The organism is Mesorhizobium sp. M0514, from assembly GCF_040321145.1.
Classification (GTDB): domain Bacteria; phylum Pseudomonadota; class Alphaproteobacteria; order Rhizobiales; family Rhizobiaceae; genus Mesorhizobium.
Window position 1 is genome coordinate 15029 of the sequence record NZ_JAMYQZ010000048.1, and the last position, 12822, is coordinate 27850.

The window sequence follows — 12822 nt, forward strand, 5'->3', positions numbered from 1 at the left end:
ATACAATCCGCAAATGGAAAAAGGCAAAATCCTGCTTGCCGTCACCGGCTTTCATCCGCAGCGCTGGCGCGAGCTGCTGTCGGTCGAGCGCGAAGTGGTGCTGGAGCCGGACGGCGCTTCGGACCCGTCGATCACCTATGCGGTGGTGTGGAAGCAGAAGCCGAACCTGCTGAAGTCGCTGCCCAATCTGCGCGCAATCTTCTCGATCGGCGCCGGCGTCGACCACATCTTCGCCGATCCCGGCCTGCCCGACGTGCCGATCGTCAAAGTGGTCGCCGACAACCTCACCCAATACATGACCGAATATGTCGTCTGGCGGGTGCTCGACCATCACCGCCAGGGCATGCTCTACCGCGCCCAGCAGCCGAAGAAGACCTGGCACGAACCGCCGCAGCGGCCGGCCGGCGACATCTCGGTCGGCATTATGGGGCTCGGCAATCTCGGCCGCGCGGCGGCGTCGGTGCTGTTGTCGCTCGGCTTTGCCGTCAATGGCTGGTCGCGGAGCGACAAGGCCATGAAAGGCGTTGCGACCTACGCCGGAGAGGCCGGGCTGATCCCCTTCCTCAACGCCACCGACATACTGGTGGTGCTGTTGCCGCTGACGCCGGACACGCACGGCATCATCAATTACGGCGTGCTGAAGGAATTGCGCAAGCGAAACGGCCTCGGCGGCTCGGTGCTGATCAATGCCGGGCGCGGCCGGCTGCAGAAGGACGCCGACATATTGCGCGCGCTGGACGACGGCACGCTGAAGGAGGCGAGCCTCGACGTGTTCGAGGTCGAGCCGCTGCCGAAGACCAATCCGCTATGGAGCCACCCGAAAGTGTTCGTGACGCCGCACGCGGCGGCGACCTCCGACCCTGTCCACCTGGCGCCGAGCATGTTGCGGCAGATGGATGGCTTCGAGCGCGGCGAAAAGCTCGATAACGTGGTCGACCGCAAGGCGGGGTACTGAGGAAGTTCAGGTTCAGCTCGGCAGACTGAACTTCTTCTGCTTGTTGGGCTTGCCGCAGTCGCGGCGGACGATCGAGCGGTTCATGGCGTCGACCTTGCCGCTTGCCAGGTCGGTGTCGCGCTTGCTTTTGGAGCGCATATCCGGCGTGAACGGGCCGAAGCCCATCGCCGGATTGGAGAAGCTCGGCTTGGCGTCCGTCGACAGATGGTATTGCTGCGCCAGTTCGTTGCGCTGCGACAGCAACTGGTCGCAAGGCACGTTGTCATATTGCAGCGACGATTGCACGTCCTGGTCCTGCCGCTCCGACATCGAGCTGCTGCAGCCGGCCATCGCTAGGCAGGACGCCAAGACCATCATGTTCCAGCGCATGTGTTCCTCCTCAATGCCTGCCGAGGGCTTTTCTCGGCTTGTATCCTACCTGATGCCGCGCCAGCCGCAAAAATCCTATTCACGTTTTCGAACAAGACGAGACATCAACCCTTGGACGAGGGCACCGCCAGCGCGGCAAGCCCGCCGACCGGCTGGCGGCGATCCCAGCGGATGACGGTCGGCTGCATCGACAGCACCGACAGGCCGTTTGCGGCAAGCACCCGCTCGACATAGGCTTGAGAATGGGCGTAGCGACGAGACGGCTGCAGCGCGAAACCGGCGTCGCCGCCCGCCCCGCCCTTGGCTGGCTTTTCGACGGAAAAGGCAAACAGGCCATTGGTGGCCAGAATGCCGGCGACGGTTTTCATCACGCGATCGAGCGCGCCGACATAGATGAACACGTCGGCCGCCACCACCAGATCGGCTTTCGGTCCGGCATAGGCGAAATCCTGCAGATCGGCCTTGGCGAGCAGATCGTAGACGCCTTTGGCGCGGGCCTTTTTCAGCATGGCGGCGGAGATGTCGTAGCCCTCCAGCCGTTCGGCGACCGGCCGCAGTTTCTCGCCCATCAGACCGGTGCCGCAACCAAGGTCGAGCGCCAGCGAAAAGCGGCCCGCCCTTGCCGCTCGAATGGCGCGATCGAGAAACTCCGGCAGCCGGTAGCCGAGCTTGCCGACCAGCGAATCTTCGAAAGTTTCGGCATAGTGGTCGAACAGCGTTTCGACGAAGGCGCTGGGTGGCGCCGCGGCAGCCGGCGCTTTGCCGATGAGTTGCAGCTTCAGCGCAGCGCCAAGGCGATCCGCCGGGTCGAGTTTCAGCGCCGTCGCCCAGGCTTGAGCCGCCACGTCGAGCCGCTCGGCCGTCTCCTGCATCTCGCCAAGACGGAACCAGCCCGCCGCCCATTGCGGCGCCAGCTCCAGCGCGCCGAGCAGCAGCTCCGCCGCTGCCGCGTGCTCGCCCGAGCCGAAAAGCATCTCGGCATAGTCGGCGCGACGGTCGGCGGTCGGGTCGCCGGACGAGATTTTCAGCGGTTGCATGGCGATGGCCCCGCCGGCTGATGCGGCCGGTGGCTGGCTGTAGGCCGAGTCAGCAGTCTCTTGCAACAGGCTTCCCGCGCTGGAATTAGCCACTATCTTGAGTGGATGCGCGCCAGCGAACTGCTTCATCCCCGGCCTGAAGGCCTTTATTGCCCATCCGGCGATTTCTTCATCGACCCGGTGCGGCCAGTCGACCGGGCGTTGATCACGCATGGCCATTCCGACCATGCCCGATCCGGCCATCGTTCGGTGCTGGCGACGCAGCAGACGCTCGACATTATGGGGTTGCGTTATGGCGAGGATTTTGCCGGGACAACGCAAGCGGCCGTGCTTGGCGAAGCGATGGCGCTGAACGATGTCAGCGTCACCTTCCATCCGGCCGGCCATGTGCCGGGCTCGGCGCAGATCGCGGTCGAGCACAAGGGCAGGCGCATCGTCGCCTCCGGCGACTACAAGCGCCAGAAGGACGCGACCTGCGCACGGTTCGAACCGGTCCAATGCGATGTGTTCATCACCGAGGCGACCTTCGGCCTGCCGGTGTTTCACCATCCGCCCGACACGGAGGAGATCGCCCGGCTGCTCAAATCGGCGGCGCAGTTTCCCGAGCGATCGCATCTGGTCGGCGCCTATGCGCTGGGCAAGGCACAGCGGGTGATGCGGCTGCTGCGCGATGCCGGTTATGACAGGCCGATCTATATCCACGGCGCGCTGGCCAAGCTCAGCGAATATTACCAGAGCCAGGGCATCGACCTCGGCACGCTGGAGCCGGCAACCGTCGACAGCGGCGGCAAGCAGGATTTCACTGGGGCCATCATTGTCGGCCCTCCATCGGCCTTCGCCGACCGCTGGGCGCGGCGCTTTCCCGACCCGATCTCATGCTTCGCCTCGGGCTGGATGCGCATCCGCCAGCGCGCCAAGCAAGGCGGCGTCGAACTGCCGCTGATCATTTCCGACCATGCCGACTGGGATGAACTGACCGCTACCGTCAAGGAGACGGGCGCCGGCGAAATCTGGGTGACGCACGGCCGCGAGGAAGCGCTGGTGCGCTGGTGCGAGCTGGAAGGCATCGCCGCCAGGCCACTGCACCTTGTGGGCTATGAGGACGAGGGCGATTGATGGTGATTTTTGATCCAGAAATCGCCGGCGCGGCGATCCTTCCCACCCCCCTCTGGCCTGCCGGCCATCTCCCCCGCAAGGGGGGAGATCAGATGTCACCTCCGCTTTCGCCAATCGCCAACCTCGCAAGATGGGCGGCAAGATCAAGGCTGCCAATCTCCCCCCTTGCGGGGGAGATGTCCAGCAGGACAGAGGGGGGTGTGCCAGAGCGCAAACCTCTGCCGTCAACGCGGTCCTTGCATCCATGAACCGCTTTGCCGAACTCCTCGACCGTCTGGTGCTGACGCCGTCGCGCAATGGCAAGCTGACACTGCTCGTCGATTATTTCCGCAGCGTCGAGGACCCCGACCGCGGGCTGGCGCTGGCGGCTATCACTGGCGACCTCAACATTGCGGCGGTCAAGCCGGCGATGCTGCGCACGCTGGTCACCGAGCGCATGGATCCGGTGCTGTTCGGCTATTCCTACGACTATGTCGGCGACCTTGCCGAAACCGTCTCGCTGGTTTGGCCGCAAACGCCGGGACATATCCCCAACCGGGAGCCGACGCTTGGCGATGTCGTGGCGACGCTGCAGGCGGCGAGCCGCTCCGACGGACCCAAGGTGCTGGCCGGGCTGCTCGACAGCGCCGGCATTTCGGCGCGCTTTGCCATCATTAAGCTGGTCACCGGCGGCTTGCGCATCGGCGTTTCGGCGCGGCTGGCCAAACAGGCGCTGGCCGATTTCGGCAAGGTCGATGTCGCCGAGATCGAGGAGCTGTGGCACGGGCTGACGCCGCCCTATATCTCGCTGTTCGCGTGGCTGGAAGGCAAGGCCGAGAAGCCGAAGCGGACCGCACTTGCCCTGTTCAGTCCGGTGATGCTGTCGAACCCGGTCGGCGACGGCGACCTCGAAAAGCTCGATCCGGCCGCCTTTGCCGCGGAATGGAAATGGGACGGCATCCGCGTTCAGGCGGTGTGCGAGGGCGGCGTGCGCCGGCTCTATTCGCGCACCGGCGACGATGTGTCCGGCGCATTCCCCGATCTCGCCCAGGCGATGAATTTTTCCGCCGCGCTCGACGGCGAATTGCTGGTCGGCGAGCCCGCGGCGACCGGCACGTTTTCGGACCTGCAACAGCGGCTCAATCGCAAGAGCGTGGCCCCGAAGATACAGCAGCAATACCCGGCCTTCATGCGCTGCTACGATGCGCTGCAGATCAACGGCGAAGATTTGCGCGCGCTACCTTTCCGCGAGCGGCGGGCCCGTCTTGAGGCCTTCATCACAACGCTGGACCCGCACCGTTTCGATCTGTCGCCATTCGTCGAATTCCGGGATTGGCAAACGCTGGAGGAACTGCGCCGCGCGCCGCCGCACCCGATTATCGAAGGCGTGATGCTGAAGCGCTGGGATTCGCCCTATCTCGCGGGACGGCCGAAAGGGCCGTGGTTCAAGTGGAAGCGCGATCCGCACACGGTCGATGCTGTGCTGATGTATGCGCAGCGCGGCCATGGCAAGCGGTCGAGCTTTTATTCCGACTATACGTTCGGCGTCTGGTCGGGGCCGGAAGGCGCGGAGGAATTGGTGCCGGTCGGCAAGGCCTATTTCGGCTTCACCGACGAGGAGCTGAAGCAGATCGACAAATTTGTCCGCGACAACACGGTCGAGCGTTTCGGCCCGGTGCGCTCGGTGCGCGCCGACCGCAGCCAAGGCCTGGTGCTGGAGGTGGCGTTCGAAGGTCTCAACCGTTCGACTCGCCACAAATCCGGCGTTGCGATGCGATTTCCCCGCATCTCACGGCTGCGCTGGGACAAGCCGACCGCCGAAGCCGACCGCATCGAGACGCTGCAGGCGCTGCTGGATCGCTAGGCAGCGCTCACGGTTCGATCGAGACGCGGATCTCGTAGATGTCGACCGCCTTGCCCTGCTTGTCGAAGTCGGAGTTGATGGCGATGCTGCCGGCGGCGCCCGGGGGTTTGTCGGGGAATTTCACGTCGAACAGATATTCGTTACGCTGCTGGCCGACCGCATAGCGCTTGCGGCCGCAATCGCCGAGATCGCCGAAATTGCAGTCGACGGAGATCTGCGTGTCCTTGCCGTCCTCGGCGCGGGCGACGATGTCGAACACGGCATGTTTGCCGGCAAGCTTCTCCAGCACGCCCTGCCCGACATCGAAGCTGATGGCCGAGCCGGAAGCACCGGAGCGGATGCGTAGGAAGGAGCCGGTGTCGTCCTGCACGACATCGGCCTTGGCGTCGGACGGGGTCGCCACATGCGTTGGATCGGTGGGTGTAAACACGTTGATCCAGTCGCGCGTCTGTTCGGCGACACCAGGCTGCTGCGGCGCGCCAGGCTGCTGCGGCTCAGCTGTACCGGCAGGCGGCGTGAAGTCGTCATCGTCGACGGTCGGCGGCGCTTCGGGCGGCGCCGTGTCGAGCTGCGCCGGCGTCTTGAACACCCCGGTCTGCACGGCGAAATAGAGGCCGATGCCGGCGGCGGCGAGCAACGTCACGCCAAAGAAGATCGCCGTCAGCGGCAGGCGGCGGCCCCTTATCCGCCTTTCATCGCGATCAGGCGCCACTTCCGCCGCAGCCTCGGCCGGCGCGGAATCGGCCATATCGATCGCCGGGGCGCCGGGCAGCGTGGCGTCAGGCATGATGTCGGGGACGACCGGCAGCACGCGCGAACGCGGCGCGTCGGATGCCTCGGGCTGAACCGGTTCATCAACGACGATCGCCGGCGACGGTCCGACCGCGACACCTGTCGGGGCATCGACCGCGGGCGCTTCGGTGGCGCCTGGCGCTTGCGCGGCGTCTTGCGGCTGCGCAACGCGTTGCGTCAGCGCGGTATCTTGTGTCTGCGCAGCGCTCTGCGTCGGCGCGGCGCTCTGCGTCGGCGCGGCGACATCGGGGACCGCGGGCAGGAATTCGGATTCGATCTCGGCGATCTTTTCCTGCACCGCCTTACGGCGCTTGATGGCGGCTTCCACCGTCACGCCGGGATTGGCCTGGAGCACGCGGTCGAGCGCCGCGAAAGCCGACCGATAGACCCGCTCGCGAAATGCCCGGTCCTCGGCGTTGCCTTTCTCGAAGGCGTTGCGGATCGCTTTTTCGATCGCGTCCAAGCGAATTCCCCTGTCCGTTCGCTTACATTGCCATGATCGTTAGCCGCAGGCGACCAATCAATCAACGGGCGAGCGCCCGCATTCTGCCTTACAGGCCTGTTCAACGCCCATTTCGATGCCTTTTAGCAATAAAATCAGTCCGTTTGCCACCTTGCCGGGCGATTTGCGCGCAGTCCGGCGCGACGTCTCCGCGTAATCGAAAAAGCAAACAAGGCGATGGCTTATTCCGCGCCAATGGAAAATGACGGGACGAATTGCCGGATCCAGCCTTGAAATCACGGTTGCCCATCTTGAATTAGCGGCCGGTTGAGTCTATCACCCAGCCGATCCTGGAGGCTTCGCGCTTCCTGGGCCGCTTTAGCTCAGTTGGTAGAGCACATCATTCGTAATGATGGGGTCAGGTGTTCGAGTCACCTAAGCGGCACCAGTTCTCCATCCGACGCAAGCGTGACGGCAGGTGCAAGGCTAATGCACGTCACTCCCTACGCCAACACCGGCACTTCCTGTCTGCCTCGTCGACATGCGCCATATGGCCGCCGCCACAGGATTGCGTCGTCAGACGCTTGACCATCGACTATGCTGCATCGCGCAAGATCGACAGCCTAGAGAACCCGACAATACAAGCATAATTTATAAGATACAAAACCACTATCTTAGAATAATCTTCGTCAATTTTGACCTATATCAGACACTCCGGATTATAGTTGTGTAATTAAATCGTGCCTTTTCTGACATGGTACTACTGCTCATGCAGCATTGCGGACGTGAAAAACCCTCAGCGACGCAACGCACTCGCAAATCATGCCCATTTTTAGCACTAACTCACACAAATATTACAGCTCGATAGATATTTTGTGTTGCACTGCACCATTGCCAGGTTGCACCATTTCTTGGGGGATTTGGTACTGGGAAGTGCGCCGTGGAGGATTCCGCCAAGTTGATCAGCTTGAATTTTTCGCTGGCCAGCACCGATTTCGAGGCTGCCCCGCGCACAAGGCGCGGGTTTGATGTTGTCGGCGCACTCTCGACGCTGGCAGGCCTCGACCTGAGGCCCGGAATGCAGGGCCGCTGGCTTCATCGGAGACTTCAGACCGGCGGAAATGGCTGATGGCGGTCGCGCGTGACAATCAGTTGGACGCTCTGCGCGCCATCGCTGTCACGATGGTTCTCTATTCCCATTTCCTTGCACCCAACGGGTCCTCCTTTTGGGGCCACATCGGGGTGCGGCTTTTTTTTGTGCTGAGCGGCTTCCTGATCACACGACTGCTGCTCGAAGCGCGCGCCGCGGCCGAATTCAAAGCCGGCCCTGCATTGAGTTCCTTCTACATCAGGCGCGCGCTGCGCATATTCCCGCCCTATTTCGCCGTGCTTGGGTTCGTCTGGCTGACCGATCTGGAGCAGTCCAGTGGATCGCTCGTCTGGCATGCGCTTTACCTGTCGAATTTTTGGTACGCGCTGCGCAACGAATGGACGCCCTGGCTACTCTGCCATTTCTGGAGCCTGAGCATCGAGGAGCAGTTCTATATCGCCTGGCCGCTGGTCGTGCTTCTCGCACCCCGCCGGCGGGTGGAAGCGATCACTATCGGCGTCATCCTGTTGTCGCTGGCCTATCGCTTCTGCTGGCCGATCACCGCCACCCCGGCGCTAGCGCGCGACCTGCTGCCGCCAGCATCGATGGACGCGCTGGCGTTTGGTGCTTTGCTTGCCTGCCGGCGGACCAGAGGCGCCGGCCTGCCGCAATGGATGCGGCTAGGCTGGCCAGCCCTTGCGGCTGTCTTCCTGGCGATTGAGTGGCTTATCCCTGCGCCGGCCGATCCTATGCTGGAATGGGCCCGCTGGGCGTTACTGCAGATCCTGCCCCTAGTGCCGCTGGTGGCCGTTGTCGCCGCCTGTTCAGCCGGCCTTGGCGGCGTCCTCGGCAGGGTTTTCGAACTGCCACCGCTGCTGTCACTGGGCCGCATCAGCTACGGCGTCTATCTTTACCATCCGATCCTTCTTTCGCTCGCCGTCAAGTCACAGCCCTGGATCCCGCTCAATGTCTCGGAGCAGGGGCCAGGGCGTTTCCTGGTCGCGAGCGCCGCCACGATCGCCGTCGCTTCGATCTCGTGGACGGCTTTCGAAAAGCCGCTCAACGGCCTCAAGCGCCGCTTCCCCTATGTAGCGCGCCGCCGCTCCCAGGCACGCTCTGGCGACGGCTGGCTCGGCAGGGCGGCGGACGCCTATCCCGGCGGATCCCCCGATGGCCGCGCCGCACTCGAACTCCGGCGAACGGATGCGCAGAGATGACCACTGCGCCGCTCGTCTCCGTCCTGCTGCCGGTCTACAATGCCGGGCCTTATCTCACCGCTGCGCTGGAGAGCATTCTGCGGCAAGACTACGATCGCCTGGAGGTCATCGCTATCGATGACGGATCGACTGACAACTCGCTCGAGATTCTCGAACGATACCGCCGGGCAGACAATCGCGTTTCTGTCATCTCGCGTGAGAACCGCGGCCTCGTCGCCACCCTCAATGAAGGGCTACGACTGGCCCAGGGCGAGCTTGTTGCGCGAATGGATGCGGACGATGTCGCCTATCCCCGGCGCCTCTCGCGCCAGGTCGCACTGTTCGAGCGGCGGCCCGATCTCGGCTTCTGCGGCGCCTGCGTCGATACCTTGCTTCACGGCCGTATCGCCAAAGGCAGGCTAGACCCGGTGTTCCGGCTCGGCCGGCTCGACATATTGTCGATGTTCTTTACGATATTCTTACATCCGACGGTGATCTACAACAGGAATGTCATTGGGAACAACGATCTCTATTACGATCCTAAATATAGACATGCCGAGGATTTTGATCTCTTCAGACGGCTTGCCGGCCGTTTCCCGGCGACCATATTGCCCGATAGCCTGCTCGTCTATCGCATCCATGCGGGAAGCGTGACCATGCGGCATGCCAAGGAAATGCGCAGGACGCATTTGCGGATCGTGGCCGAAAATCTCGAGCGTGAGGGGCTTGCGGAAACCACAGCGGATCTGCGGGACATCGGCGAGGCCGTCTCTTTCGACACGGTTTCGCGCGCAGCCGATTTCATCCGTGCGCTCGAAGAGCGGATTTCCGAGCTGCCGACCGACACACGGCCAAGCTTCGAGGCAGGCGCGCTGAACCTGTTCTATTTCCTCTACCAGCTCGTCGGCGACGAAGGAGAACCGCCGCTGACCCACGAATTGCTCACGCGGACGGCGAGATGGAATTTCATCCGGCGCCGCGAACAATATGCGCTGCGTCCCGGCGTCTGGGCGCCTTGGCTCAGCCTGCTCTCGATAAGGGCCGGAAAGCGGGCGGACGCGGTGGCCTACTTCTTCAAAACCACGCCGGCCGAAGCGGTGCTTGCGCGTTATCAGCGGGGACTGGTATGACCGACAGGCCCCACCCGCTCCTGCGCGATCACCAGTTTGCGAGTGCGCCTGTCCCGACATCTCCCCGATCGGAGCGGCCGTCGCTCGAGGTCAGTTTCATCGTCTGCACGCGCGACCGCGCCGCTGTGCTGGAGGCTTGCATAGCCTCGATCCAGGCCGCATGCCGGGTGCACGCCACCTTCGCGGCAGAGTTGGTGGTGGTCGATAATGGTTCACGGGACGGCACGTCAAAGCGGCTGGCCGCTATCGCCGAAACTTCCGACATCCCAGTCACAGCCGTCTCGGAGACTCGCCCCGGACTAGCCGCTGCCCGCAATGCCGGATTGGCGCGAGCGCGAGGCCGCGTGCTGGTCTTCGTCGACGACGACTGCAAGCTCGACCGCGACTATCTCCGCGACCTGGAGCGGCACTACCGGAGTGGCGAGAAGTGGCTGATCCGCGGCGGCCGGGTCGAGCTCGGTGATGCCCGGGACCTGCCCTTCACCATAAAGCTCCGCGAGGCAAGCGAGCGGCTGACCCCGGCGGTCCACCCCGGCGGCTTCGTGCTCGGCTGCAACATGACCATGCACCGCGACGTCGCGGCCCGCATCGGCTCGTTCGACGAACGCTTCGGCGCTGGCGGCCCGCTACGCTCGGCTGAAGATACTGATTATCTCGTGCGGGCGATGCTGCTCGGCATGCCGGTCGAGTACGTGCCCGACATGACGGTCTTGCATCATCACGGCCGGCGAGACCGCAAGTCGATCGACAGGCTGCACCGCGACTATAGCCTCGGTAATGGTGCGCTGTGCCTGAAACATGTCCGCCACGCCCCTTGGCTGCTTCGCCATGTCTATTGGTCCGCGCGGGCCGCGTTCAGGGAACTGGCGGGCCGTCCTCGCTTTGACCGCGACCTCGATCTGTCGCACTGGCCTATTGTCGTTATGAATCTGGCAGGTGCCGCCAGATTTGCGCTGCTCGTCATGATGGGATGGCCAAAACGGCTGCCGCTGCGCCACGACCGACAAGCCAGCGAAGCCAATGCGGAGGCCAGAGCGCGATAATGTCACTGATTCCGTCAGCCCTGCCAATGCTGCGCCGCGCGCTTGGTGGCAGGCTGTTGCGGCTCGTTCCCGTCGTGGTGGGGCTCGGGCTTGCGGGCGCCGCGCTGGAAGGCCTCGGCATCGGTCTCATCATTCCGCTGCTTGGCATCATTATGGGACGTGGCGAAACATCAGGCATGGCCGGTTTCTCCGCCCTCCTCCAGCAGGTTGGAGCGGACCTCGGCGAGCGCCAGCGGCTGATCGCCATTTCGGCCGCGATCCTCGGTTCGATCGTACTGAAAAATGTCTTTGCCTTCGCCAACACTCTGCTGACCAGCTACATCTACGGCAAGGCAGGTTATTCGATCCGTAGCGCACTGTCGGAGCAGTTGCTCAGGGTCGGCTACCCCTTTTTCCTGCAGCAAAGCCCCGGGCGGCTGCTCAACATCATCTCCAACGAATCCTGGCGAGCATCCGACGCTATCCAGGCCCTGCTCGGCGCGATCGTCAGTGCCTCGGCCGCCGTCATCCTGCTCGCCTTCCTCCTGCTCCTCTCTTGGCAGATGACGCTGCTGGTGACTCTAGGGCTGGCGCTTGTCCAGCTGGCGCACGGGGTTTTGTCGTCCAATCTGAAGGCGCCGAGCCGCAGCGTCGTCTCGCGCAACAGCGCACTGGCGTCGCAGATGCTGCATCTGGTGCATGCCGGGCGCCTGATTCGCATCTTCGGGCAGGAGAACCGTGAAAAGGCGGTCTTCGCCAAAGCGTCCGACGGGGTGCGGCGGGCGGCTTTCGTGCTTTCAATCCGCCAGGGCGTCTTGCCGCCACTGACCGAAGTATTGCACGCGATGCTGTTCCTGGCGGTGGTGATCGGAGCCTGGCTGGCGAATGTAAGCTTCCCGCTGACCGTCGCCTTCCTCATCCTGCTCTACCGACTGCAGCCGCATATGCGGGCCTTGCAGATGTCCTGGAGTCAGTTGCAAGGCATGAGCGGCTCGCTGGAGGAGGTACAATGGCTGCTCGATCCTTCCGACAAGCCCGAGGCGCCGCAGGGCAGCCTGCCGTTCGACGGCTTGCGCCAAGGGATCAGCTTCGATGATGTGAGCTTCGCCTATTCCGGTCCCCTGTCAGGCCCCGACGCGCGCGAGGCGGTGCTGCATAAGGCGGTGTTCGACATCCGCAGCGGCCGCTCGACGGCGTTGATCGGCCGCTCGGGCGCCGGCAAGACGACGATCGTCAATCTCCTGTGCCGCTTCGTCAAACCCGACAGCGGCAGGATCCTCGTCGATGGGGCACCGCTCGATGAAGTGGACCCAAGCCAGTGGCGGCGGAACATTGCCCTGGCCAGTCAGGAGCTGGAACTGGTCGATGGCACCATTTTTGAAAACATTATCTACGGCTACGACACGGCGTCGGCCAGCGACGCCATGCGCGCCGCAAGGCTGGCCGAGGCACATCAATTCATCGAGCACCTGCCGCAGGGTTACGCGACGCTGGTCGGATACCGGGGCATCAACCTGTCAGCCGGACAAAGGCAAAGGATCGCCCTGGCGCGGGCGCTGGTGCGCGATCCCGATATTCTCATCCTCGACGAAGCCACCAGTGCGGTGGATGGGTTGTCAGAAGCCGCTATTGTCGAGACGCTGAAGTCGCGGGCCGGCCGCCGCACCACCATTGTCATCAGTCATCATTACAGCACCATATCGTTCTGCGACGACGTGGTGATCTTGAGCCGCGGTCGGGTGAAAAAACAGGCCCCCTTCGCAACCCTGGCAATGCTCAGCATGGACGAGCTTTACCAGCACGGAGCGGGTGAGTGATGGGGCGCACCCC

At 63.6% G+C, this 12822-nt stretch carries 11 protein-coding genes and 1 tRNA gene; 9 read left to right on the forward strand and 3 right to left on the reverse strand.

The annotated features are described in order from the left end of the window. The first annotated feature begins 13 nt into the window (after window positions 1-13). Window positions 14-955: a 2-hydroxyacid dehydrogenase gene (locus NKI61_RS19720; protein ID WP_352840337.1), complete on the forward strand. Its 942-nt coding sequence runs from the start codon at window positions 14-16 to the stop codon at window positions 953-955. A gap of 12 nt (window positions 956-967) precedes the next feature. Here the strand turns inward: NKI61_RS19720 and NKI61_RS19725 are convergent, their stop codons facing one another. Next, on the reverse strand, window positions 968-1324 hold the full coding sequence (locus tag NKI61_RS19725; RefSeq protein ID WP_352840339.1) for a hypothetical protein: 357 nt from the start codon (window positions 1322-1324) through the stop codon (window positions 968-970). A 104-nt stretch (window positions 1325-1428) separates the two neighbouring features. After that, window positions 1429-2361: a class I SAM-dependent DNA methyltransferase gene (locus NKI61_RS19730; protein WP_352840341.1), complete on the reverse strand. Its 933-nt coding sequence runs from the start codon at window positions 2359-2361 to the stop codon at window positions 1429-1431. A 105-nt stretch (window positions 2362-2466) separates the two neighbouring features. On the opposite strand from NKI61_RS19730, the gene NKI61_RS19735 reads away from it, so the two are divergent. Beyond that, the gene (locus tag NKI61_RS19735; protein ID WP_352840343.1) at window positions 2467-3477 is read left to right on the forward strand and encodes a ligase-associated DNA damage response exonuclease; all 1011 of its coding nucleotides are present in this window, start codon (window positions 2467-2469) and stop codon (window positions 3475-3477) included. A 244-nt stretch (window positions 3478-3721) separates the two neighbouring features. Further along, the gene (locus NKI61_RS19740) at window positions 3722-5320 is read left to right on the forward strand and encodes a cisplatin damage response ATP-dependent DNA ligase (RefSeq protein WP_352840345.1); all 1599 of its coding nucleotides are present in this window, start codon (window positions 3722-3724) and stop codon (window positions 5318-5320) included. Window positions 5321-5327: 7 nt separating this feature from the next. On the opposite strand, the gene NKI61_RS19745 is transcribed toward NKI61_RS19740, so the two are convergent. Then, window positions 5328-6575 (reverse strand): hypothetical protein, encoded by a 1248-nt coding sequence (locus NKI61_RS19745; protein ID WP_352840347.1) that lies wholly within the window; start codon window positions 6573-6575, stop codon window positions 5328-5330. 351 nt (window positions 6576-6926) lie between these two features. On the opposite strand from NKI61_RS19745, the gene NKI61_RS19750 reads away from it, so the two are divergent. The 6 genes from NKI61_RS19750 (at window position 6927) to NKI61_RS19775 (ending at window position 12809) form a co-directional block, all read left to right on the forward strand. Then, window positions 6927-7002: transfer RNA gene (locus NKI61_RS19750), tRNA-Thr, on the forward strand. A 492-nt stretch (window positions 7003-7494) separates the two neighbouring features. Beyond that, window positions 7495-7683, forward strand: a complete 189-nt coding sequence (locus NKI61_RS19755) for a hypothetical protein (protein ID WP_352840348.1) — start codon at window positions 7495-7497, stop codon at window positions 7681-7683. Next, the gene (locus NKI61_RS19760) at window positions 7683-8861 is read left to right on the forward strand and encodes an acyltransferase family protein (protein ID WP_352840349.1); all 1179 of its coding nucleotides are present in this window, start codon (window positions 7683-7685) and stop codon (window positions 8859-8861) included. The genes NKI61_RS19755 and NKI61_RS19760 overlap by 1 nt, the downstream gene beginning before the upstream one ends. After that, complete coding sequence (locus tag NKI61_RS19765; protein ID WP_023669498.1) at window positions 8858-9970, forward strand: glycosyltransferase family 2 protein; 1113 nt, start codon at window positions 8858-8860, stop codon at window positions 9968-9970. Before NKI61_RS19760 ends, NKI61_RS19765 begins: the two co-directional genes overlap by 4 nt. Beyond that, on the forward strand, window positions 9967-11013 hold the full coding sequence (locus NKI61_RS19770) for a glycosyltransferase family 2 protein (protein ID WP_023738159.1): 1047 nt from the start codon (window positions 9967-9969) through the stop codon (window positions 11011-11013). The genes NKI61_RS19765 and NKI61_RS19770 overlap by 4 nt, the downstream gene beginning before the upstream one ends. Further along, complete coding sequence (locus tag NKI61_RS19775) at window positions 11013-12809, forward strand: ABC transporter ATP-binding protein (RefSeq protein ID WP_027049321.1); 1797 nt, start codon at window positions 11013-11015, stop codon at window positions 12807-12809. The genes NKI61_RS19770 and NKI61_RS19775 overlap by 1 nt, the downstream gene beginning before the upstream one ends. Window positions 12810-12822: the final 13 nt, after the last annotated feature.

Bases quoted from the DNA above. Each gene is read 5' to 3' on its own strand.
- NKI61_RS19720 (WP_352840337.1), top strand. From the start codon at position 14: ATGGAAAAAGGCAAAATCCTGCTTGCCGTCACCGGCTTTCATCCGCAG.
- NKI61_RS19725 (WP_352840339.1), bottom strand. From the start codon at position 1,324: ATGCGCTGGAACATGATGGTCTTGGCGTCCTGCCTAGCGATGGCCGGC.
- NKI61_RS19730 (WP_352840341.1), bottom strand. From the start codon at position 2,361: ATGCAACCGCTGAAAATCTCGTCCGGCGACCCGACCGCCGACCGTCGC.
- NKI61_RS19735 (WP_352840343.1), top strand. From the start codon at position 2,467: ATGCGCGCCAGCGAACTGCTTCATCCCCGGCCTGAAGGCCTTTATTGC.
- NKI61_RS19740 (WP_352840345.1), top strand. From the start codon at position 3,722: ATGAACCGCTTTGCCGAACTCCTCGACCGTCTGGTGCTGACGCCGTCG.
- NKI61_RS19760 (WP_352840349.1), top strand. From the start codon at position 7,683: ATGGCGGTCGCGCGTGACAATCAGTTGGACGCTCTGCGCGCCATCGCT.
- NKI61_RS19765 (WP_023669498.1), top strand. From the start codon at position 8,858: ATGACCACTGCGCCGCTCGTCTCCGTCCTGCTGCCGGTCTACAATGCC.
- NKI61_RS19770 (WP_023738159.1), top strand. From the start codon at position 9,967: ATGACCGACAGGCCCCACCCGCTCCTGCGCGATCACCAGTTTGCGAGT.
- NKI61_RS19775 (WP_027049321.1), top strand. From the start codon at position 11,013: ATGTCACTGATTCCGTCAGCCCTGCCAATGCTGCGCCGCGCGCTTGGT.